Below are 22,574 nucleotides of genomic sequence, written 5' to 3'. Positions count from 1 at the left end.
AACCGATCGGTCAGGCGACCGGCGCCTCGGTGGGAGGTTTCAGCACGGCGTGCGCCAGCGTCGCGCGCAGATCCGCGTCGGGCACGCTGGTGATGAACGCCTCGCCGAGCTTCTTCAGCAGGATGAACTTGATGCTGCCGGCCTCGGCCTTCTTGTCGACCTTCATCAGTTCGATATAGCGGTCGGCACCCAGTTCCGGCGCCACCACCGGCAGCATCGCCGCCTGCGTCAGCGTGCGCACGCGGGCCAGCGTCTCGATATCGATAAAGCCGAGCCGGTGCGACAGGTCAGCGGCCATCACCATGCCGCAGCCGACGGCTTCGCCGTGCAGCCACGCGCCGTAGCCCATGCCGGCCTCGATCGCGTGGCCGAAGGTATGGCCGAAATTGAGGATGGCGCGCAGCCCGCCCTCGCGCTCGTCCTGTGCCACCACGCCGGCCTTGATCTCGCACGAGCGCTGCACGGCGACCGCCATCAGCTCCGGGTCGCAGGCGTTCAGCGCCTGGATGTTGCGCTCGATCCAGCCAAAGTAATCGGCGTCGGCGATGGCGCCGTGCTTGATGACCTCGGCCATGCCGGCGGCCAGTTCGCGCGGCGGCAGCGTGCGCAGCGTGTCGATGTCGGCGATCACCGCGTTGGGCTGGTGGAACGCGCCGATCATGTTCTTGCCGAGCGGATGGTTGATGCCGGTCTTGCCGCCCACCGACGAATCCACCTGCGCCAGCAGCGTGGTCGGCATCTGGATGAACGGCACGCCGCGCATGTAGCAGGCGGCGGCAAACCCGGTCATGTCGCCGACCACGCCGCCGCCCAGCGCCACCAGCGTAGTCTTGCGGTCGGCGCCCGCCTGCAGCAGGGCGTCGAAGATCCGGTTCAGCGTTTCCCAGTGCTTGAAGGCCTCGCCATCCGGCAGCGTGACGGTGCGCACGGTCTTGCCCAGCGCGGCCAGCGCCGCCTCGACGCGCGCCGCATAAAGCGGCCCGACGGTTTCGTTGGTGACGATGACGGCGTGCTGGCCGCGCACGTGCGGGCGCAGCAGCTCGGCGTTGTCGAGCAGGCCGGTGCCGATATGGATGGGGTAGCTGCGCTCGCCCAGGTCGACTTCGAGGGTAATCATGGATTGGGGTCCTGCGCCGGCGGCCCGGCGTCGCCCGCGGGCGGGGACGCCGGCTGCGGGGGATCGATCCGGAAACCGGCCATTTCAAGTTGCATCAACACCATATTAGCAAGCTGCGCCACCGAGGGCTTGCCGGTTTCGATGATGAAGTCGGCGACTTCGCGGTACAGCGGATCGCGCTCGGCGTACAGCGCCTCGAGCTTGCCCTTGGGATCCTCGGTCTGCAGCAGCGGCCGGTTGCGGTCGTGCCGGGTGCGCAGCCACAGGTCGTGCGGGCTGGCGCGCAGGTACACGACCGTGCCGCGGGCCTTCAGCACCTCGCGGTTTTCGGCGCGCAGCACCGCGCCGCCGCCGGTGGCCAGCACGATGCCCTGGCGCTGCGCCAGTTCGCGGATCATCGCGGCCTCGCGGTCGCGGAAGCCGGCCTCGCCTTCGAGTTCGAAGATCACCGGGATGCGCACGCCGCAGTGCGCCTCCAGCTCGTGGTCGGAATCGAAAAACGGATAGTGCAGGCGCCGCGCCACGGTGCGGCCCACGGTGGTCTTGCCGGCGCCCATCAGGCCGACGAAAAAGAGGTTGGGGCGATCGGATTCCGGGCGCTCGGCACCGGATCGTTCGGCTTCGCGCCGATCCGGCGCCTGGCGCTGCGCCGCCGGCCCTGTCGCTGAGGCTGTCACGGGACTGTGGTTCGGGAGTGCGGCATGCGGGCCGTCCTCCCCGGTTGGGAACTGCATCATCTTCTTATGTTGTGGCGCGGCCGGCAAGTGCCGAATGCGGCATAGACCGCATTTCTCGCCGTGGCGCAGGCATTGCCGGCCCGGCCGCTGCGGCGCGCGGCGCAAAAAAAGGCCGCATCGGTCGATGCGGCCTGCCAGTCTACTGTATCCGGCGCCCCGGCCCTACCTGAGCGACACGCTTTCGTTCAGGATGCGCGGCGTCAGGAACACCAGCAGCTCGGTCCGGTTGCGCACCTTGGCGTTGTTCTTGAACAGGTAGCCGAGCACCGGGATATCGCCCAGCAGCGGCACCTTGTCGACATCGGTGGACTCGGTCTGGGTGTAGATGCCGCCGATCACCACGGTGCCGCCGTTCTCGACCAGCACCTGGGTCTGCACGTGCTTGGTGTCGATGGCAAAGCCGGACGTGGTCTGGATGCCCACGCTGTCCTTGTTCACGTCGACGTCCAGCAGCACATTGCCTTCGGGCGTGATCTGCGGCGTCACCTCAAGCTTCAGGTTGGCCTTGCGGAACTGCACCGAGGTGGCGCCGCTGGAAGTGGCCGCCTGGTAAGGCAATTCAGTGCCCTGCTCGATCAGCGCCTTGATGTTGTTGGCCGTGACCACGCGCGGACTGGAGATGATCTTGCCCTTGCCGTCGGCCTCCAGCGCCGACAGCTCCAGCGCCAGGAAGCGCGTGGCGGCGCTGTTGAACAGGCTCACCGCGATATTGGCCGGGTTGGTGCCGTTGATGGATCCGGCCGGCAGGCTCAGGAACGGGCCGTTGTCCGAGGTCGAGCCCGGCAGCACGTTGTTGTAGGTGTTGCCGACGCGGGCATTGTTGTACTGCCCGGCAAAGCCAAGCTTCACGCCCAGGTTGCGGCTGAAGGTATCGGTCGCCTCGACGATGCGCGCCTCGATGATGACCTGGCGCACCGGGATGTCGATCTTGCCGATAAAGTTCTGCACCTCTTCCAGCTTCGAGGCGATATCCGACACAAAGAGCTGGTTGGTACGCGCATCGGCCGTCAGCGAACCGCGCTTGGACAGCATGCGCGTGCTGGCGCCGGCCGCCCCCGCGGCGCCGATGGGGGCGGCTGCGCCGCCGCCGGCGCCCATGCCCAGCAGCATCCGGCGCACGTCCTCGGCGCGCTGGTAATTGAGCTGGAACACCTGGCTGCGGATCGGCTCCAGATCGTTGATCTGCTGCTGCGACTCCAGCTCCAGCTTCTCCTTGGTCTGCAGCTCGGCCTTGGGCGCCACCCACAGCACATTGCCGTTGCGGCGCGAGGCCAGCCCCTTCGCATCCATCACGATCTGCAGCGCCTGGTCCCACGGCACGTCCTTCAGGCGCAGCGTGATGTTGCCCTGCACGCTTTCGCTGGTGATGATGTTCAGGTTGGTGAAGTCGGCAAACACCTGCAGCAGCGAGCGGATGTCGATGTTCTGGAAGTTCAGCGACAGCCGTTCGCCGCGATAGCCGGGGCCGCTGATCAGCTTGGTCGGGTCTTCCTTGACCGGACGGACCTCGACCACGAACTGGGTGTCGGTCTGGTACGAGCTGTATTCCCAGTTGCCGCGCGGCTCGATGGTCAGGCGCGCATTGCCGTTGGCGTCGGAGGCGCGCATGCCCTGCACCGGCGAGCCATAGTCGCTGACGTCGAAGTGCCGCCGCAGGTTTTCCGGCAGCGTGGTGCCGAGGAAATCGACCACCACGTTCTTGCCCTGCTGCGCGATATTGATGCCCGACTCGCGCGACGACAGGTCGACCACCACGCGTCCCGCGCCGTCGGCCCCGCGGCGGAAGTCGATATTGCGCACCGAGGGCCGCCCCGCGGCAGCGCCGGGCGGCGTCGCGGCCGGCGCGAACGTCGGCGCAGCGCTCTTGGCCGCCGGCGCAACATTATCGAGCGACACCACGAAGACATTGCCGCGCTGGTCGGTCCGATAGGTGGCGTTGCGCGTCAGGTCGAGGATCACGCGCGTGCGGTCGCCGATCTGCATCACATTGGCGGCCTTGACCAGCTTGCCGCCGTAGTCATATTGCGCGCGCCGCTCGGCAAAGCCGGTATCGAAGAAATCGATCGCGAGCCGTGCCGGGTTCTGCGTGGTGAAATCCGCCGGCTTCTGCGCCAGCGGCCGTTCCAGTTCGACCACGAGCACGGTCTGCTCCCCGGTCGTGCTGACGTCCACCGACTTGATCCGGTTGCTCTGCGCCAGGGCAGCCGGCGCGGCCATGGCAAGCCATAGCGCCAGCGCCGTGGCCATGGTCCTCATCACGGCGCCCGCGCGCGCACGGTACCAGCGCGCGGGGGTCATGCCGCCGCGTCCAGCTTCAGGCTGGTCATTTTCTCTTTCCACTCGGATACCCCCTCCCGGACCAATTCGCGCAGCACGATCTCCTGATCGGTGATGCGGACCACCCGGCCATAGCTCTGGCCGAGATACTGACCCACCTTCACATGGTGGATCTTGTTATCAACACGGACGATGCCGAAGGTTTCCCCCTGCTTCTTCATCATCCCGAGCATCTTGAAGTTTTCGAGCGGGTAGTCCTCCAGCGGCTCGCGGCGCCGGCCGGCTTCGGGCGAATCCGCCAGCGTCTTGTTCAGTTCGCCGATCTTGGCCTGTGCGAACGGCTCGGGCGCACTGGCCGCGGCGTATTCGCGCGGCACGTAGGGCCGGGCGTCAGGCACGGGTTCGGGCGGCTTGGCGCGGGCGCTGCGGGTGGCTTCCATCCACTGGCGCAGCGCGTCTTCATCGCTGGCGCCACAGGCACTCAGCAAGCCGAGCGCCAGCGCCGCCAGCGCTCGCCGGGACGCGGCCCATGCCAGGGCGCGAGTGCGAACGGCGCGGCTCATTTCGCACCTCCTGCCTTGGCGGCGGCAGCGGCCGCGGCAGCCTTGCGCTGCGCCGCCTGTTCTTCAGCGTCGAGCGCGCGGTAGGCCATCGCCACCGCTTCCATCGACAGCCCGCCGTCCTTGGTATTGGCCAGCTGCAGGTTCTGCATCGACACGATCCGCGACAGCGCCGCGACGTCGGCGTTGAACTGCGCCACCTCGTGATAGCGCCCGGTCACCCGCAGGTTCACCGGGATCTCGGCAAAGTAGGGCTTGATCACCGCCGCCTGCGGCTTGAACAGCTCGAACTGCAGCCCGCGCGCCACGCCGGCATGGTTGACGTCGGCCAGCAGGGCGTCCATTTCCGTCTTGTTGGGCAGCTGCCGCTCCAGCAGTGCCACGCGCTGCTCGACCTGCTTTTTCTGCTCGCGCAGCGCGTCGAGATTGGCCACCTGCGCCACCTTGGTCTGGTACGCCTGCTTCAGGCTTTCCTGCTCCTGGCGCTGGCGCTCGAGTTCATCGAACTTGCCGCTCCAGTAGAACTGCCAGCCCAGCAGCAGTACCACCGCCGCGGCCAGGATCGCGAACAGCACGCGCGGCGCGGCCGGCCAGGTCTCGGGCTCGTTCAGGTTGAGCCCGCGGAACTGGCTAGTCAGGTCAGCCAGGTTGATTTCGGTATTGAGCGCCATGGTCAGGCCTTTCCGGCCGCAGGGGCGGGTGCAGGTGCGGGGGCCGCGGATGGCGCCGACGCGCCCGCGGCAGCCTTCTTGCCGTCGGCCGGGGCTTCGGGCGCGCGGTACGCGAAACGCATCGAGAAATCGAACAGCCGGCGCTGCTCGCGCAGGTTGTTGGTCATGGTGACCGCCTTGGACTCGACCAGCTCGGCCTTGTCCAGCCAGGCCACTCCGCCCAGGTTGCGCAGCAGCTCGGAAATGCGCTCGTTGGACTGCGCCACGCCGGCGATGGTGAAGGCCTCGCCGGCCTGCTTCAGGCTGGTCAGGTAGACCCCTTCGGGCACCTGCCGCACCAGTTCCTCGAGCAGCTGCACCGGGCGGTTGCGCTCGGTCTGCAGGCTTTCGACGGCCTTCTGGCGCTGCAGCAGCGCGTCGATATCCTTCTTCAGGCTGTTGACCTCGCGGATCTGTCCATCGAGCCTGGCGTTTTCCGCGCTCAGCACCTGGTTGAGCGCCACCACGGACGCGATGCGCCCGTCGATGTAGAGGCCGCCCAGCAGCACCACCGCGGCACCGGCGGCGGCCGCAGCGCCCAGCATGGTGTAGACCTTCTTGCGCCGCGCCGCCTTGCGGGCTTCATGGTAGGGCAGCAGGTTGACCGAAGGCAGCGTGTTCGTTGACATCTCTTGCCTCCGGAGCGTTATTGCAGGCCGCGCAGGGCCAGGCCGGCACTGACGATATACGCCGGCAGGTCGCGCTGCAGGTAGCGCTCATTGACCTTGGCGTTGGTCGCCATGTTGGCGAACGGATTCGCCAGCGTGGTGGTGATCTTGGTCTGGTGCTGGATCGCCGCCTGCACCCCGAACAGCGAGGCATGCCCGCCGGACAGCAGGATCTCGTCGACGCGGCCCAGGCTGGAACTGGCGATGAAATTGCCGATCGCGGACTGCACCTCCATGGCGAGGGCGTCGAGCGACGGCTTGAGCAACTGGGCGCGCCAGGCCTCGGGCAGCGTGTTCTTGCGCTTCTTGATCTCGGCCTTGAGCGCGTCGAGCGTGAACATGCGTGCCGCGCTCTGCGTGAGCTGGTCGCCGTAGCTGTTCAGCGGCTGTTCGTAGAGTTCTTTCCAGCCCTGGTAGAAGATCGCCTTGGAGCGGCTGCCGCCCAGGTGCACCACCGCCACCACCGGCAGCGCGCGCGCGTCGGCCTCGGACATCTCCTGCGGTACGCCCAGCATCTGCACGATCGAGCGCTGCACCGCGTATTCCTCGACGTCCATCACCTGCGGCTTGAGGCCCGCCATTTCGGCCGCGGTCACGCGCTCCTGCACGCGATCGCTGTTGGCCGCGGTCACGCGCACGCCGATGCCGCCTTCGGTCTCGCTGGGGCCGATCACGGCGAAGTCGAAATTGACCGCCTGCGACGGCGGATAGAGGCGGTGCGCCTCGGATTCGACCTGGGAATAGAGTTCGTCTTCGGACAGGTTGTCCGGCAGGCTGACCGTCTGCGATTCGGTCAGCATGGAGGGAACGCCCAGCACCACGTCCTTGGAGCGGATGCCGGCCTTGCCGAGCGCACGCCTGAGCGCGATCCCGACTGCCTCGATGTTGATGACGTTGCCATCGGCAACGGCATTGCGGTCCAGCAGTTCGCTGGCGCATTTTTCCAGCCGGTAGTCTTGCCTGCTGCCCCCCACGGAGAGCTCGACTACCTTGACACTGGACGACCCGATATCCACGCCGACCGTAGTCCGGCGCAGAAGCCCCGACAAAATGCCCCGACGCAAGGTGACCCCCTGACTTTTGAACTCGCCCCTGGCTTGAACGCTCTAATCGGGCGAGCCTAGTTTCTTGAATGAAACGTGTGCTTTTTATGTTGGCCGATTCTCACAAAAACCAGCATCGGTGGCAACGTGCCGAACTGGGCCGAACTTGTTTTTGAGAAGGCCCTCATCAATCCGTTGCCAAAACCCCACGGTCGTCGGGTTCCCTTCCATGCCTGCCTGTGCCGCGCGCTTCCCCCCGTAGTCACCGCCAACGTCGCCCTGCACGCCGGCATCCGCGGCCTTACATCTTGTAACAGCGCGATAGCGGCGCCCCCGCCACTGTGCGCCCGGGCGGGCCGATGCCGGAAGATATAATCGCGGGCACCCCTGACTAGGTATTTCCCTTATGGCCACAGCACAACACAAGCCGCCCCACCCTGCCCGCCGTTCGATCTGGACGCGGCTCATGTTCTGGGCGGTCGGACTGGTTGTCGCCGGTGCCGTCGTGATTGCGCTGCTGCTTGGCTACGCACTGCTGGTGGCCGCGCCCAACCTGCCGTCGCTGGACACCATCACCGACTACCGGCCCAAGATTCCGCTGCGGATCTACACCGCGGACAATGTGCTGATCGGCGAATTCGGCGAGGAGCGGCGCAACTTCGTGCCCATCGCCGAAATTCCGGACGTGATGAAAAAGGCAGTACTGGCGATCGAGGACGACCGCTTCTACGAGCACGGCGGCGTCGACTTCGTCGGCGTGATGCGAGCCGGCCTGGCCAACCTGCGCGGCGGGCTGTCGCAGGGCGCCTCCACCATCACCATGCAGGTGGCGCGCAACTTCTTCCTGTCCAGCGAGAAGACCTACACCCGCAAGATCTACGAGATGCTGCTGGCGTACAAGATCGAGGCCAACCTGAGCAAGGACCAGATCCTCGAGCTGTACATGAACCAGATCTACCTGGGCCAGCGCGCCTACGGCTTCGACAGCGCCGCGCGCGTGTACTTCGGCAAGTCGGTGCGCGACGTGACGCCGGCCGAGGCCGCCATGCTGGCCGGGCTGCCCAAGGCACCGTCGGCATACAACCCGGTGGTCAACCCGCGCCGCGCCAAGGTGCGCCAGGAGTACATCCTGCAGCGCATGCGCGACCTGCGCTACATCACCCCCGAGCAGTACGACCAGGCCGTGCAGGCCGAACTGAAGGTGCGCACCGAGGGCAACGAGTTTTCGACCCACGCCGAATACGTGGCCGAGATCGTGCGCCAGCTGATGTATGCGCAGTACCGCGAGGAAACCTACACGCGCGGCCTGACGGTCTACACCACGCTGACCAAGACCGACCAGGACGCCGCCTATGAAGCCGTGCGCACCGGCATCATGAACTACGAGCGCAAGCACGGCTACCGCGGTCCCGAGGCCTTCATCGACCTGCCTTCGGACCCGGCCGAGCGCGAGCAGGCCATCGACGATGCGCTGGTGGAGCACCCGGGCAGCGGCGACCTGCGCTCGGCGGTGGTCACCAGCGTGTCGTCCAAGCAGGTCAAGGCGACGCTGCTGTCCGGCGAGGTGGCGACCATCGAGGGCTCGGCGCTGCGCTTTATCTCGCCGTCGCTGTCGGCCAACGCCCAGCCCAAGATGAAGATGCGCCCCGGCGCGGTGATCCGCGTGACGCAGGATGAGAAGGGCAACTGGTCGGTGACGCAGCTGCCGGAAGTGGCGGCGGCGTTCGTGTCGATCAACCCGCAGGATGGCGAGATCCGCTCGATGGTGGGCGGCTTCGACTTCAACCGCAACAAGTTCAACCACGTGACCCAGGCCTGGCGCCAGCCGGGTTCCAGCTTCAAGCCGTTCATCTACTCGGCCGCGCTGGAAAAGGGCTTCTCGCCGGCCACGGTGATCAACGATGCGCCGCTGTCGATCGGTCCCGATACCGGCGGCCAGGTGTGGGAACCGAAGAACTACGACGGCCGCTTCGAGGGCCCGATGACCATGCGCCGCGCGCTGGCCAAGTCGAAGAACCTGGTCTCGGTGCGGATCCTGCGCGCGATCGGCACGCAATATGCGCAGGACTACATCACCCGCTTCGGCTTCGAGGCCGACAAGCACCCCGCCTACCTGCCGATGGCGCTGGGCTCGGGCGCGGTGACGCCGCTGCAGATGGCCGGCGCCTATTCGGTATTCGCCAACGGCGGCTACCGCGTCAACCCGTACCTGATCCAGAAGGTGGTCGACGCGCGCGGCAACGTGATCTCCGAAACCCACCCGCAGCGCGCCGGCACCGATGCCGTGCGCGTGCTCGACGCGCGCACCGCCTTTATCGCCGACACCATGCTGCGCGACGTGGTGCGCTACGGCACCGCCAACAGCGCCAAGCAGCGCCTGGGCCGCAACGACCTGGCCGGCAAGACCGGCACCACCAACGACGCGGTCGATGCCTGGTTCGCCGGCTACACCCCCAACCTGGTGGCAATCGCCTGGATGGGCTACGACCAGCCCAAGAGCCTGGGCGTGCGCGAAACCGGCGGCGGCCTGGCGCTGCCGATCTGGGTCGGCTACATGAGCAAGGCGCTCAAGGGCGTGCCGGAGTCGCCGGAGCGGCCGGCGCCCGAAGGCGTGCTGATGGTGGGCGGCGACTGGACCTTCGAAGAGAACGCCGGCGGCGCCGGCGTGGCGTCGGTGGGCCTGGGCGATCCGTGGCCGGGCAAGCCGGAGGAATCGACGACCCCGTCGGTCGATACCGAGACCGAGAAACGCAAGATCCTGGAGATGTTCGGCGGCGCCTGAGCGCGCTCTCCAGACAACGGAAAGCCGGCCGCGAGGCCGGCTTTACTTTTTGCGCTCCCGTGTACGCCGCGGGAGGCTGGCGTCACTGCAGGCTGAGATTGGCGCCCGCCTGCTCGCTGACATAGCCCGACAGCGCCGCGTACAGCTCGCCGCCGTTGCGCGTATCGACCCAGCGCTCGCCCTCGCGGCGGAAGTGGAAGCCGCCCGCGCGCGCGGCCACCCACAGTTCCTGCATCGGCGCCTGGCTGTTGATGATGATCTTGGAACCGTTCTCGAATTCCAGTTCCATCACGTTGCCGGTGCGGCTGATTTCAATATCGGCATCGGCCGCATCGGCGGCCGCCTCGACCGCGGCTTCGATGCGGTCCAGCTCCCGCGTGGCCAGGGCCAGGAACTCGCTTTCGCTCAAGGGGGGCATGCTAAACTCCGAGACCGCCGTTGCCGCCGCTGCCCGGACCGGGCGTACGTGGCGCGAACGGCTTTTTTTGTTAAGAATCCTTCGGATGCCTGGCCATCGCGCCGCGTCATCCAACGCCTTGCCAACAGCCAAAAGGACGACCCGATGCTGCGTCGTGTTGCGATTGTATCGGCGTTTGCCGCCGCCCTTGCGATGCCCCTGCTGGGCGGATGCGGTATCCGCGGGCCGCTGACCCTGCCCAAGGTGCCGCCCGAGCCGACTCCGCCGACCGTGCCGGATCCGGGGCTGGGCCGTGCCGATGCCGTGCCGGCCACCCCGACCGCGCCGGCCCCGGCATCGTCCCCCGCCGCCCCCACCACCCGATAACCATGACCGCATTTTTCCACCGCCAGGACGGCGCGCTTGCCGTCGAGCAAGTGCCGCTGGCGCGCATCGCCGCCGAGTTCGGCACGCCTACCTACGTCTATTCGCGCGCGGCGCTGACCGCCGCGTACCAGGCCTATGCCGCCGCCTGCGCGGGCCGCAAGGCGCAGGTGCAGTACGCGATGAAGGCGAATTCGAACCTGGCGGTGCTGCAGGTATTCGCCCGGCTGGGCGCGGGCTTCGATATCGTCTCGGGCGGGGAGCTCAAGCGCGTGCTGGCCGCCGGCGGGGATCCGCGCAAGGTGGTGTTCTCGGGTGTGGGCAAAAGCGCGGCCGAAATGGAGCTGGCGCTGGCGCAGGACGTGCGCTGCTTCAACGTCGAATCGATCCCCGAACTGGACCGCCTCAACGAGGTGGCGGGCCGCGTCGGCAAGCGTGCGCGCGTGTCGCTGCGCATCAATCCCGACGTCGATGCCAAGACCCACCCGTATATCTCCACCGGCCTCAAGGGCAACAAGTTCGGCATCGCCTTCGAAGACGTGCTGCCGACCTACCGCGCCGCGGCCGCGCTGCCGCACCTGGAAGTGACCGGCATCGACTGCCATATCGGTTCGCAGATCACCGAGGTCGAGCCCTACCTGGAAGCACTGGACAAAGTGCTGGACGTGGTCGAGGCGCTCGAGCGCGAAGGCATCAGCCTGGAACACATCGACGTGGGCGGCGGCCTCGGCATCACCTACACCGACGAGACTCCGCCGGACATCACCGGCTTCGCCACCACGCTGCTGGAGCGCGTCGCCGCACGCGGCCATGGCCACCGCGAGGTGCTGTTCGAGCCGGGCCGCTCGCTGGTGGGCAACGCCGGCGTGCTGCTGACGCAGGTCGAGTTCCTCAAGCCGGGCGCGGCCAAGAACTTCTGCATCGTCGACGCCGCCATGAACGACCTGGCGCGCCCGGCCATGTACGAGGCCTACCACCGCATCGAGCCGGTGGCGCTGCGCGACGGCGCGGCGGTGACCTACGACATCGTCGGCCCCGTGTGCGAATCGGGCGACTGGCTCGGCCGCGACCGCGCGCTGGCGGTGCAGCCCGGCGACCTGCTGGCGGTGATGTCGGCCGGCGCCTACGGCTTCACCATGAGCTCCAACTACAACACGCGCCCGCGCGCCGCCGAAGTGATGGTCGACGGCGGCAAGGTGCACCTGGTGCGCGAGCGCGAGCTGGTCGAAGACCTGTTCCGCGACGAGCGCCTGCTGCAGGACTGAGTTCCCACAGCCCGGTCCGCCGCTGCTTATGCGGCGGGCTGGCGCGTCCCGGCGGCTGGCTTGCGCAGCCGCCACCACACCCGCATCCCCAGCAGAACGAACACCACCGCGGCGTAGATCGAGACCTCGCCGAAGTCGTTCTTGCCCGCCTTGTGCCACCAGTAGTGCAGGATGGCCAGCACCGCAATGGCATAGACCAGCCGGTGCAGCGCCTGCCAGCGCTTGCCGCCGAGGCGGCGCACCATGCCGTTGGTCGAGGTCAGTGCCAGCGGCACCATCAGCATGAAGGCGGTGAAACCGACCGTGATGAAGGGGCGCTTGTACACGTCCTTGATCATGTAGGCCAGGTCGAAGCCGCGATCCACGCCGATCCACAGCAGGAAGTGCTGCAGGCCGTAGAAGAACGCGAACAGCCCCAGCATGCGCCGCAGCTTGATCAGCCAGTTCCAGCCGGTCAGGCGGCGCAGCGGCGTGATCGCCAGCGTCAGGCACAGCATCACCAGCGTCCAGGTGCCGGTCGAGCGCGTGACGAATTCCAGCGGATTGGCGCCGAACTGTCCGGTCGCGCCCAGGTACAGCAGCCGCACGAACGGCAGCAGCGCCAGCAGCCACAGCGCGAGCTTGAGCGCGCGCACCCGCTGCGGCGCCAGCGTGGCGAGGCCAGCCGGCTTGCGCGCGGCGGCCGCGGCGGCGGGAGAAGAGGTGGCCATGCGTTCGCCCTGCATCAGAAGAACTTCTTCAGGTCCATGCCCTGGTACAGCGCCGCCACCTGCTGGCCATAGCCGTTGAACGGCAGGGTCTTGCGCTTGGGCGCGAACAGCGCGCCAAAGCCGCTGCCGCGCTCTTCGCCGATGCGGCGCTCGGTCGCCTGGCTCCAGCGCGGATGGTCGACATCCGGGTTCACGTTCGAGTAAAAGCCGTATTCCTGCGGTGCCGCCAGGTTCCAGCTAGTCGGCGGCTGCTTGTCGACGAAGCGGATTTTCACGATCGACTTGGCGCTCTTGAAGCCGTATTTCCACGGCACCACCATGCGCACCGGCGCGCCGTTCTGGTTGGGCAGCACCTCGCCGTACAGGCCAAAGGTCAGCAGCGCCAGCGGGTGCATGGCTTCATCCATGCGCAGGCCCTCGCTGTACGGCCAGTCGAGCACGCCGCTGCTGAGGCCGGGCATCTGCTTCTTGTCCGCCAGCGTGATGAACTGCACGTACTTCGCGCCCGGCTGCGGCTCGACGCGGCGGATCAGTTCGGCCAGCGGATAGCCGATCCACGGGATCACCATCGACCAGCCCTCGACGCAGCGCAGCCGGTAGACGCGCTCCTCCATCGGCGCCAGCTTCGTCAGCTCGTCCAGGTCATAGACCTTGGGCTTCTTCACCAGCCCTTCGACCGCCACCTGCCACGGGCGCGGACGCAGCGTGCCGGCGTGGCGCGCCGGGTCGGACTTGTCGGTGCCGAACTCGTAGAAGTTGTTGTAGGTGGTCACCTCTTCGTAGGGCGTGCGCTTCTCGGTGATGACGTAGGTGTTGTTCGGCGTGGCGGGCAGCCTGGCGCCATGCTGGCCTTGCGCGAAGGCCTGGCGCGCGAACCACGGTGCCAGCGTGCCGCCGGCAGCACCCGCGGCAGCGAGCGCCAGCATGCGGCGGCGCGCTTCGAAGACATGGCGCGGCGTGATCTCGCTGGCGGCAATGTCGTCGCCGCGCAGCCATTTGGGGGAAGGAATCAGCATGGTTTTCCTCGATTGCCTGATCGTGCCGGCGCCGGCGGCGCCGCGTGCTTGCAGGATTGGACTCCGGGCTTGGTCGTGGAGTGCGGGCCAGTCCTGACAGTTTTTTGTGATGGCGTCGAAATGACGCAGGCCTGCGCCTGCCAATGTGCCGCAAGCGCGCTGCGGGTGCGTTATCCGCCCTGGTATTGCTGGTACACCACCTGCGCCAGCGTCAGCAGCCGGGCGCGTTCCAGCGGCCCTGCCAGCGCAAAGCCCAGGTCGCGGTCGATCCAGTAGAACGCCATCATCGGGTCGCGGCCCGGCGCCCGCCGGCGCGCGCCCTCGCCCGTCATGCGCTCGACGCGAAAGCCGGTATCGGGCGTGCCCTGCGCCATGCGCCGCAGCTGCAGCGACAGGCGCGTGCCGTCGTCCGCTTCATACATCAGGATCGCCGACGGGCCGCCCTCGGCCACGCCCAGCCGTCCGCCGATCAGGTGGAAGCCTTGCGCGCGCAGGTCCGGCACCTGCAGTGCCGTGCCCAGCCGCCTGGACAGCCAGGCGACAAGATGGGCCTCTTCGGTCGCCGCGACTTCTACCGGGTGGCGCATCTCCGGGGCGTAGACCGCGTGCGTGGCGAGCGCCTCGCGCGCAAAGCGCTCGCCGGGCGCCAGCACCAGCGTGCCGCCGCCGAGGCGGCCGTGCGCCAGCCAGCCCAGCGTGCCGCCCACGGCCAGCAACGCCACCGACACGCACGTGGCCGCCAGCGCCATGGTCCAGCGCGGCCAGGGAAGGTCGCCATCGCGGCGGCCGTCGCGGCCGCTGCGGCGGCCACGATCGCCGTGCAAACCCGGCGGCAAGGCCGCCAGGGGCACCGGCTCATTGAGTACGGGGTCGAGCGCGCCGTGCAGCGCCTCGGCCTGCCGGCGCCAGGCGGCCACCTGTGCCGCCGCGTCCGGGTGCTGCGCCAGGTAGGCCTCAACGGCGGCGCGGCGCGCGCCGGCCAGCTGGCCGTCGGCGTAGGCGTGGAGATCGGCTTCGTGGATGCCCGGCATCATTTCACCCGTTGCAGCGGATTGGCGGCCGTGGCAGTCCGGTTCGGCGCCGCGCCGTCAAGCAGCCGCCGCATCTGTTCGCGCGCCCGCGCCAGCCGCGACATCACCGTGCCTTGCGGGATGTCGAGCACGCGCGCGGCCTCGGCGTATGTCAATTGTTCCAGGCTGACCAGCAGCAGCACCGCGCGCTGCGGCTCGGGCAGCTGCGCCAGCGCCTGCGACAGGTCGCGGCGCAGTCCCGGGTCTTCCGCGGGCGCGCTGACCTCGGGCAGGGTATCGGTGGCCACCACCAGGTCCTTCCTGCGCAAGGCGTTCAGGCGCAGGCGGTGCATCAGTGTCAGCAGCCACGGCAGCAGGCCGTCGGCGCCGTCGCCCCACCAGGCACCGGGGCGCAGGCGGAAGCGCCAGCGGTAGCGCAGCGCGCGCTCGAGCGTGTCCTGCACCAGGTCGTCAGCCAGCGCCGCGTCGCCGGTAAGGCCGCGCGCATGGCGCCGCAACCGCGGCGCCAGCGCAACGAGCTGGCCGTCAAACCCATCCATGCCGGTGGCTGTCGGGACTGTGGTGGCTATGGGGATGGCTGCCGCCGCCTCAGGGCTTGGCCACGTGCCAGACGTTGTTGACGTTGTCGCCGGTGCGGTCGCCCGGCTTGGCGTCCTTGGCGAAGCGGTACAGTGGCTGGCCGCGGTAGGCCCACTGCTTGCTGCCGTCGTCGCGCGTGATGATGGTGTACTGGCCCGAGCCACTGGTGCCCGGGGCGGCCATCAGCGGCGGCCAGTTGGTGGCGCAGGGGCCGTTGCAGGCGCTCTTGCCGCTGCCGGCGGTGTCGCGGTCAAAGGTGTACAGCGTCAGGCCCTGCGGATCGGTCAGCACGCCGTTGGTCACCTTCACCGTGGGCGGCATATTGCCGGCGCTGCCGCCACCCATGCCCATGCCGGCACAACCGGCGAGCAGGACGGCCGCGCAGCCAAGCGCGAGCGCGCCGGGACGAACGAGGGATGCAGCAGCGTTACGACGCAGACTTGCCATGATCTTGTTCTCCATGCAAACCGGTGCCGCCAGCCGGCACCGTCCCTCAAGTAAACACCGGATGTGATCTGTTTATTCCCGCCGCGCCCGAAAAATTTGAAAAAAGTCGAAAAAAAACCTGCCCGAAGGCAGGTTTTTGCTGCGCAGCAGGCGCGCGTCAGAGTTCGCCGTAGCTGTGCAGCCCCGACAGGAACATGTTCACGCCGAGGAACGCAAAGGTCGTCACCAGCAGGCCGACCAGCGCCCACCAGGCCGCCACCGTGCCGCGCAGGCCCTTCATCAGCCGCATATGCAGCCAGGCCGCGTAATTGAGCCAGACGATCAGCGCCCAGGTCTCCTTGGGATCCCAGCTCCAGTAGCCGCCCCAGGCCTCGGCCGCCCACAGCGCGCCGAGGATGGTGGCGATGGTGAAGAAGGCAAAGCCGACCGCGATCGCCTTGTACATCACGTCGTCGAGCAGTTCCAGCGACGGCAGGCGCTCGGCCATGACCCCGCGCTGCTTGAGCAGGTAGGCCACCGCGACCATCGCCGCGAGCGCGAAGGTGCCGTAGCCGATAAAGTTGGCCGGCACATGGATCTTCATCCACCAGCTTTGCAGCGCGGGCACCAGCGGCTGGATTTCCTGCGCGTTGCGGCTGACCGTGTACCACAGCAGGAAGCCGACCGCGGCCGACACCACCAGCATCACGAACGGGCCCAGCGCGCGGGTGGCATAGCGGCCTTCGTAGTACAGGTAGAACAGCGAAGTGATCAGCGTGAACAGCACGAACACTTCATACAGGTTCGAGATGGGGATATGGCCGATATCGGTGCCGATCAGGTACGACTCGTACCAGCGCACCAGCATGCCGGTGAAGCCCAGCACCACCGCGCCCCAGCACAGCTTGCTGCCGATGCTGTAGCCGGTCTCGGAGCGCGTGGCCAGCCCGACCCAGTAGAACAGCGTGGACAGGAACACCAGCGCGCTCATCCACAGGATGGCCGACTGGCTCGACAGGAAGTACTTCAGGAAGAAGGCCTGGTCGGCGCGCGCCAGCTGGCCCTGGTAGAGCTGGATCGCGAACAGCGACAGCACCGCCAGCGCCACCATCAGCGGCCGCACCGGCTTCCAGTGCCAGCCGAGCAGTGCAAACGTCGGCACGGCGCCGATCAGCACGGCCTTGTCGTAGCCATCCATCCATTGCCCGTATTGCGACAGCGCCACGCCGGCACCCGCGGCCAGCGCCAGCGCGAACAGCCAGTCCACCCAGCTCAGGCGGCGCAGGAAGGAAGGTTCGAGGTAGGCCTCGTCGGCGCCGGTGTCGGCGCGCGGGGTGCCGCGCATGGCGGGACCGGCCTGGTTCACGTTTGAGGACATAGCGTACCTGCTCGATTCAGTGGGAAGTGCCGGCGGGCTCGCGGGCGGCGTTGCGGCCTCCGGCGGCGCGGCCGATGTCATCGCGCAGCGCGGTGAATTCCTTCTCGAAATCCATGGTGCGGCGCTGGGTCGACATCGCCATCAGCACATGGCTGGCGGCGTCGGTGTCGCCCGTGGCGGGCTGGTCTTTCACCCAGACCCAGACCCGGCGTTCGCGGATATAGAACATGGCGAACACGCCCAGCACCAGCAGCAGACAGCCAAGATACACGATGTTCTTGCCCGGCGCACGGGTCAGCTGGAACACGCTGGCCTTGATTTCCTGGAAGTCGTCGAGCTGCAGGAACACCGGTGCGCCGTAGAAGAAACTATCCGACAGCGCATTGATGGCCTGCTGCAGGAAGGCGCCGCTCTGGGCACTGTTGGCCACCACCGGCAACTGGTCCTGCGCGCGCGCAAGCTGCCACAGCTCCCACATCGAACCGTTCAGGATCTTCAGCAGCACGTCGGCGGCCTTCTGCTGCTCGGCCGGCGGCACCGATTTTTCCAGGAAGGCGGCGATGGCGGTAAAGCCGCCCGGCGGCGAATCCGGCGTGGGGCGCGTCGCGCCCGCGAACAGGTCGAGCGCGCGCAGCGCGCTTTCGGCCAGTTGCCGGCGCAGCTCGGCCTTGTCGTCGCCAGGCATCGATGCCAGCGCAAAGCGGCGCGCGGCCTCGCCGCGCAGGGCGCGGTCCTGCAGTGCGGCGCGCAGGCGCATCCAGTCGGCCACGCTGCTCTGGTCGTCGGCGGGAATGCGCAGGTAGCGGAACGGCTCGCTCGGCGACTCGCGCATGCCGGCCAGGAACACCGACTGGCCGTCCATCTGCACCGGCACCATGTAGTTGTTGTACTCGCGCGCCTGCCCGGTGCGGTCGCGCAGCTTGTACTGCACCGACGGGCCGACATTGCGCAGGGTCTTGGCGCGGTCGGTGCTGGCGGCGGCGCCAAGGTGCTTTTCCAGCGTTTCGTTGAACGACTTGCGCGCCACGCCGCGCGCATCGGGCTTGCCCGAGGCATCGGTGACGTTCTCGATATTCATCAGCCGGAAGTCGCTGAACTCCACCGTCAGGCCGTCGCTGTCCGCGCTGGTGCCGGTGCCGGCCAGCGGCTTGTTGCCGCCCACCGCGCCGTCGAGGGTGAAGGTGGCGTGGCCGCTGCCCTGCATCGGATAGCCGACGAACTTCAGGCGCGAACCGCCGTCCTCGAAGCTGGACTGGTAGATGGCGATGCCGTCGACGATCAGCGGCTCGTTCACCTTGATGGTGGCCTCGGTCTGCTTGCCGGTGGCGCGGTCGGTCACGATCACGTCCGAGGCAAACAGCTTGGGCATGCCGGTCTCGTAGAAATCGACCTTGAACTTCTTGAGCGTGATCGCGAACGGCAGGTCCTGCACCAGCGCCCCGTCGGCAATGTTGAGGATGGCGGTGGAGACGGTCGAGCCCTCGGGCACGTAGGCGTTGCCGCGGAAGCCCGGGTTGTTCACCGACAGCCGGTGCTGCGGCGGGATCTCGCTGATCACCGCGTTGCCGCGCAGCGGGGTCTTGTCGCCCAGCCACATCTGCGCGCGGATCAGCAGGTCGCCGTCGAGCAGGCCGCCGATGCAGATCACCACGATGGCGGTGTGCGCCAGGATATAGCCGACCTTGTTGGCGGCGCCGGCCTTGGCGGCCAGCAGCGTGGCGCCGTCATGCTCGACCGCCTTGATGCGGTAGCCGCGGTTGCGCAGCAGCGCCGACAGCCGGCCCACGGCCTCGGCGCGCGGGCGGGCGCCGTCGAACTCGCCGCGATGATGGAAGGCGCGCAGGCTGCGCTCGCGCACATGGTCCTTCCACGAGCGCATGTCCGCGATCATCTTGGGCGCGTTGCGCACCAGGCACAGGCTGGTGGACACCACCAGGAAGGCCAGGATCAGCAGGAACCACCACGAACCGTAGACCTTCTGCAGCGACAGCGTGTGGAACACCTCGGCCCAGAACGGGCCGAACTGGTTGACGTAGTTCGGATACGGCTCGTTCTGCTTGAGCACGGTGCCGATCACGCTGGCGATCGAGATCACCGTCAGCAGCGCGATCGCAAAGCGCATCGAGGACAACAATTCGACCGCGTCGCGCAGCACGCGGTGAGAGGTCTTCAGGTGCAGCCCTGAAGTGGAAGCGGTCGACATGTGCAGTGAAACCTAAAACAGCGTACGGCCTGGAAATGAATAAAGGGTGGACATGCTTTGGCAAGCAGGCCACCCTTTTCGATTGTGACAAGCGCGTTCGGTTGCATGCCTGGCCGCGCCATCCGGCGGCGGCCGCTCAACCGGTGCGCCGGCGCGCGCAGGCGCCAGCGTCGCGGAATCCCGGATCGTCAGCGAACCCCGGCGACGTAGTCCGCCACCGCCTTGATCTCGGCATCCGACATCTTGGCGGCGATGGTCGTCATGACCGGGTTGTTCTTGCGGGTGCCCTGGCGGAATGCCACCAGTTGTGCCTCGGTATAGTCGGCCCACTGGCCGCCGATGCGCGGATACTGCGCCGGAATGCCTGCGCCGGCGGGGCCATGGCAGGCGGCACAGGCCGGCACGCCCTTGGCGGCGATGCCGGCGCGGTAGATCTTCTGCCCGGCTTCGATGCTGTCCTTGTTCTTGGCGGTGGCCGGCTTGAGCGACTGCTTGGCCAGGTAGGCGCCGACGTTGCGCATTTCCTCGTCGGTCAGCACCGACGCCATCGGCACCATGATTGCATTGTTGCGGGTCTTGGCCTTGAAGTCGGCCAGCTGCTTGTGGACGTACTCGGGATGCTGCGCGGCCAGCTTCGGGTTGGCGGCGGCCGCGCTGTTGCCGGCGGCACCGTGGCAGCTCAGGCAGGCGGGCACATTGCGATCAGGGGCACCTTGCGTGTACAGCGTTTCACCCTTGGCCGGGTCCGCCTTCGCGGCGGCCTGCTCTGCGGCAGATGCCAGACCGGAAAGGGCGGCGGCAGGAACGGCCAGAGCCAGGACACCCAGAATCTTCGCAATGCGGTTCATTCGCACACCTTCTCTGAATTGTTTTGGATACCGTGATGCGTGCCGCTCCGGCGCTTTGCCGGCGGTGAGGACGCGCCGGTGCAAAAGGCTGGGAATCGTGGCGACCCGCGTGCGGCTGACCGATCCGCGCAACGCTGGCCGTGGCGGCAGACCCCGCCAGCCCGCTCCCGCGGCCGCCGCACCGTCCGGTGCAAACGCGCAACGCGGGGCAAGGCCTTGCCCACGATGGAACGACACACTAGGCTTCCCGCCCGGACGACGGCAGCCGAGGCACGCGGCATGGATGCCACGCGTCACCCGCTCAGGAGACCGTAAACCGGCGTATTGTACAATAAGTTAAGTGCCGGATTGATGCCTTGCGCCTTGTCGTGCCTGCTTGCGGCTGCGCCAGATCAACCCCGGCGGGCGGCCCAGGCCGCAGCCATCCCACCCTGGCGAGACCCCGGCCCCGGCACGCGCTTGCGCGGCCTCCGCGGCCCGCCCTACCGCTCTAGCGCATGTCCCTTCTTCACCAGGCCCGCTTCTTCATCACCGTGAACCACCTGCGCGACCTGCCTGCCACGGCCGTGCCCGAGGTCGCGTTCGCCGGCCGCTCCAACGCCGGCAAGTCCACCGCCATCAACATCCTGTGCAACCAGAAGCGGCTGGCGTTCTCGTCGCGCACGCCCGGGCGCACGCAGCACATCAACTATTTCTCGGTGGCGCCGGTCAAGGCGCCGGACCCGCTCGCGTTCCTGGTCGACCTGCCGGGCTACGGCTATGCCGAGGTCTCGGGCTCGGCCAAGTACCACTGGCAGGGCCTGCTGAGCGATTACGTGCAGACGCGCCAGCAGCTGGCCGGCCTGATCCTGATGATGGACGCGCGCCGGCCGTTCACGGATCTCGATTGCCAGATGGTCGAGTGGTTCCTGCCCACCGGCCGTCCGATCCACGTGCTGCTGACCAAGGCCGACAAGCTGACCAACAGCGACAACGCCAAGGCCCTGCGCGAAACCCGCAAGATGCTGCAGGGCTATGCCGAGCAGCTGGAAACGCCGGTGCCGATGACGGCGCAGCTGTTCTCGAGCCTGAAGCGCCGCGGCATCGAGGAGGCGCAGGGCGTGATCGCGAGCTGGCTGAACCTGCCGGAAGCGCAGAAGGCGCAACGCGAGCCCGCCGCCGCGAACGCCGTGCCTCCCGCTTCCGATCCGGCCGCTTGATCCCGAACGGCGCGCGCAAAAAAAAGCCCCGTCGCGAGCAACGGGGACAAACTTTCCCGCCGGTGCGGCGGGTACCCGCTCAGGGAGGAGTAGCGGGGGACACCGCGCCACGCAGCGCGCAACGCAAAGTGTCCGCGAGTATGATGGCGGGCACGCACAAAAGTTTAGTTTTTCTTCGGCCGGCCGCCTGACGCCGCGCGCGTCGTGCTTGCCGGCCCTGCATCTCGTCCTCTTCCGTCAAGAAGCCGCCATGTCCACCTTCCCCGAGTTCCGCCCGCGCCGCATGCGCCGCGATGATTTCTCCCGCCGCATGATGCGCGAGCATCGCCTGTCCCCGGACAACCTGATCTACCCGGTCTTTATCCTCGACGGCCAGAACCAGCGCCAGGCCGTGGCGTCGATGCCGGGGGTGGAGCGCGTCTCGGTCGACCTGCTGATGCCGGTGGCCGAGGACTGCGTCAAGCTCGGCATTCCCGTGCTGGCGCTGTTCCCGGTGATCGACCCGTCGCTGAAGACGCCCGACGGCATCGAGGCCACCAACCCCGACGGGCTGGTGCCGCGCGCCGTGCGCGCGCTCAAGGACCGCTTCCCCGAACTCGGCGTGCTGTGCGACGTGGCGCTCGACCCGTACACCAGCCATGGCCAGGACGGCGTGCTCGACGACAACGGCTACGTGATCAACGATGCGACGGTGGAGATCCTGGTGCGCCAGGCGCTGGCGCAGGCCGAGGCCGGGGTCGACATCGTGGCCCCGTCCGACATGATGGATGGCCGCATCGGCGCGGTGCGCACCGCGCTGGAAGACAACGGCCACATCCATACCCGCATCATGGCGTACTCGGCCAAGTACGCGTCGGCGTTCTACGGCCCGTTCCGCGACGCGGTGGGCTCGGCCGCCAACCTGGGCAAGGGCAACAAGATGACCTACCAGATGGATCCGGCCAACACCGACGAAGCGCTGCGCGAAGTGGCGCAGGACATCCTCGAAGGCGCCGACATGGTGATGGTCAAGCCCGGCATGCCGTACCTGGACATCGTGCGCCGGGTCAAGGACGAGTTCCGCTTCCCGACCTACGTGTACCAGGTCAGCGGCGAGTACGCGATGCTCAAGGCCGCGGCGCAGAACGGCTGGCTGGACCACGACAAGGTGATGATGGAGTCGCTGCTGGCGTTCCGCCGCGCCGGTGCCGACGGCATCCTGACCTATTTCGCCCGCGACGCCGCGCGGCTGCTGCAGGCCTGAC

21 protein-coding genes are annotated in these 22,574 nt (G+C 67.8%); 5 read left to right on the top strand and 16 right to left on the bottom strand.

Features of this window, described 5'->3' with window-relative positions; all coding sequences use genetic code 11:
• Positions 1–10: 10 nt before the first annotated feature.
• The 7 genes from aroB to pilM form a co-directional block, all read right to left on the bottom strand.
• Positions 11–1,117 (bottom strand): 3-dehydroquinate synthase, encoded by a 1,107-nt coding sequence (gene aroB, locus LIN44_RS02675; protein WP_112776701.1) that lies wholly within the window; start codon positions 1,115–1,117, stop codon positions 11–13.
• The gene (locus LIN44_RS02670) at positions 1,114–1,794 is read right to left on the bottom strand and encodes a shikimate kinase (RefSeq protein WP_370641606.1); all 681 of its coding nucleotides are present in this window, start codon (positions 1,792–1,794) and stop codon (positions 1,114–1,116) included. Before LIN44_RS02670 ends, aroB begins: the two co-directional genes overlap by 4 nt.
• A 222-nt stretch (positions 1,795–2,016) precedes the next feature.
• Positions 2,017–4,152: a type IV pilus secretin PilQ gene (gene pilQ / locus LIN44_RS02665; RefSeq protein WP_227313404.1), complete on the bottom strand. Its 2,136-nt coding sequence runs from the start codon at positions 4,150–4,152 to the stop codon at positions 2,017–2,019.
• On the bottom strand, positions 4,149–4,694 hold the full coding sequence (locus LIN44_RS02660) for a pilus assembly protein PilP (RefSeq protein WP_227313403.1): 546 nt from the start codon (positions 4,692–4,694) through the stop codon (positions 4,149–4,151). Before LIN44_RS02660 ends, pilQ begins: the two co-directional genes overlap by 4 nt.
• Positions 4,691–5,362, bottom strand: a complete 672-nt coding sequence (locus LIN44_RS02655; RefSeq protein ID WP_227313402.1) for a type 4a pilus biogenesis protein PilO — start codon at positions 5,360–5,362, stop codon at positions 4,691–4,693. The genes LIN44_RS02660 and LIN44_RS02655 overlap by 4 nt, the downstream gene beginning before the upstream one ends.
• A 2-nt stretch (positions 5,363–5,364) precedes the next feature.
• Positions 5,365–6,030 (bottom strand): PilN domain-containing protein, encoded by a 666-nt coding sequence (locus tag LIN44_RS02650; protein ID WP_227313401.1) that lies wholly within the window; start codon positions 6,028–6,030, stop codon positions 5,365–5,367.
• Positions 6,031–6,047: 17 nt separating this feature from the next.
• Positions 6,048–7,118: a type IV pilus assembly protein PilM gene (pilM, locus tag LIN44_RS02645; RefSeq protein ID WP_172581788.1), complete on the bottom strand. Its 1,071-nt coding sequence runs from the start codon at positions 7,116–7,118 to the stop codon at positions 6,048–6,050.
• Between the two features lie 400 nt (positions 7,119–7,518).
• On the opposite strand from pilM, the gene LIN44_RS02640 reads away from it, so the two are divergent.
• Entirely contained in the window at positions 7,519–9,894 is a 2,376-nt protein-coding gene (locus LIN44_RS02640) for a penicillin-binding protein 1A (RefSeq protein WP_227313400.1), read from the top strand.
• 82 nt (positions 9,895–9,976) lie between these two features.
• Here the strand turns inward: LIN44_RS02640 and cyaY are convergent, their stop codons facing one another.
• A complete protein-coding gene (gene cyaY / locus LIN44_RS02635) occupies positions 9,977–10,312 on the bottom strand; it encodes an iron donor protein CyaY (RefSeq protein ID WP_227313399.1) in 336 nt (111 codons plus the stop codon).
• A gap of 144 nt (positions 10,313–10,456) precedes the next feature.
• Between cyaY and LIN44_RS02630 the strand changes: the two genes are divergently transcribed.
• Entirely contained in the window at positions 10,457–10,678 is a 222-nt protein-coding gene (locus LIN44_RS02630) for a hypothetical protein (RefSeq protein WP_227313398.1), read from the top strand.
• A gap of 2 nt (positions 10,679–10,680) precedes the next feature.
• Positions 10,681–11,940 carry a diaminopimelate decarboxylase gene (lysA, locus tag LIN44_RS02625; RefSeq protein ID WP_227313397.1) on the top strand — a complete coding sequence of 420 codons (1,260 nt, stop codon included), beginning with the start codon at positions 10,681–10,683 and terminating at the stop codon, positions 11,938–11,940.
• 26 nt (positions 11,941–11,966) lie between these two features.
• On the opposite strand, the gene msrQ is transcribed toward lysA, so the two are convergent.
• The 8 genes from msrQ to LIN44_RS02585 all read right to left on the bottom strand — a co-directional run bounded on the left by msrQ (position 11,967) and on the right by LIN44_RS02585 (position 20,131).
• Positions 11,967–12,665 (bottom strand): protein-methionine-sulfoxide reductase heme-binding subunit MsrQ, encoded by a 699-nt coding sequence (gene msrQ, locus LIN44_RS02620; RefSeq protein ID WP_227313396.1) that lies wholly within the window; start codon positions 12,663–12,665, stop codon positions 11,967–11,969.
• The gene (gene msrP, locus LIN44_RS02615) at positions 12,665–13,666 is read right to left on the bottom strand and encodes a protein-methionine-sulfoxide reductase catalytic subunit MsrP (RefSeq protein ID WP_227313395.1); all 1,002 of its coding nucleotides are present in this window, start codon (positions 13,664–13,666) and stop codon (positions 12,665–12,667) included. The genes msrQ and msrP overlap by 1 nt, the downstream gene beginning before the upstream one ends.
• A 170-nt stretch (positions 13,667–13,836) precedes the next feature.
• Positions 13,837–14,700 carry an anti-sigma factor gene (locus LIN44_RS02610; protein WP_227313394.1) on the bottom strand — a complete coding sequence of 288 codons (864 nt, stop codon included), beginning with the start codon at positions 14,698–14,700 and terminating at the stop codon, positions 13,837–13,839.
• Positions 14,697–15,236, bottom strand: coding sequence for an RNA polymerase sigma factor (locus tag LIN44_RS02605; RefSeq protein ID WP_227313393.1), 540 nt, complete (start codon positions 15,234–15,236; stop codon positions 14,697–14,699). Before LIN44_RS02605 ends, LIN44_RS02610 begins: the two co-directional genes overlap by 4 nt.
• Before the next feature lie 49 nt (positions 15,237–15,285).
• Positions 15,286–15,723 carry a hypothetical protein gene (locus LIN44_RS02600; RefSeq protein WP_227313392.1) on the bottom strand — a complete coding sequence of 146 codons (438 nt, stop codon included), beginning with the start codon at positions 15,721–15,723 and terminating at the stop codon, positions 15,286–15,288.
• Positions 15,724–15,880: 157 nt separating this feature from the next.
• A complete protein-coding gene (gene ccsB, locus LIN44_RS02595; protein ID WP_227314322.1) occupies positions 15,881–17,047 on the bottom strand; it encodes a c-type cytochrome biogenesis protein CcsB in 1,167 nt (388 codons plus the stop codon).
• Positions 17,048–17,096: 49 nt separating this feature from the next.
• Positions 17,097–19,283, bottom strand: coding sequence for a cytochrome c biogenesis protein ResB (locus tag LIN44_RS02590; RefSeq protein ID WP_227313391.1), 2,187 nt, complete (start codon positions 19,281–19,283; stop codon positions 17,097–17,099).
• A 188-nt stretch (positions 19,284–19,471) separates the two neighbouring features.
• The gene (locus tag LIN44_RS02585) at positions 19,472–20,131 is read right to left on the bottom strand and encodes a c-type cytochrome (protein ID WP_018004898.1); all 660 of its coding nucleotides are present in this window, start codon (positions 20,129–20,131) and stop codon (positions 19,472–19,474) included.
• Positions 20,132–20,628: 497 nt separating this feature from the next.
• On the opposite strand from LIN44_RS02585, the gene yihA reads away from it, so the two are divergent.
• Both yihA and hemB read left to right on the top strand, forming a co-directional pair.
• Positions 20,629–21,330, top strand: coding sequence for a ribosome biogenesis GTP-binding protein YihA/YsxC (gene yihA, locus LIN44_RS02580; RefSeq protein WP_227313390.1), 702 nt, complete (start codon positions 20,629–20,631; stop codon positions 21,328–21,330).
• A 250-nt stretch (positions 21,331–21,580) separates the two neighbouring features.
• Positions 21,581–22,573, top strand: a complete 993-nt coding sequence (gene hemB / locus LIN44_RS02575) for a porphobilinogen synthase (protein WP_012354129.1) — start codon at positions 21,581–21,583, stop codon at positions 22,571–22,573.
• Position 22,574 lies beyond the last annotated feature (1 nt).

Origin of the sequence: Cupriavidus sp. MP-37 (assembly GCF_020618415.1) — a bacterium.
In the GTDB taxonomy this organism is placed as follows: domain Bacteria; phylum Pseudomonadota; class Gammaproteobacteria; order Burkholderiales; family Burkholderiaceae; genus Cupriavidus.
This window is presented reverse-complemented; position numbering and strand designations above follow the sequence as displayed.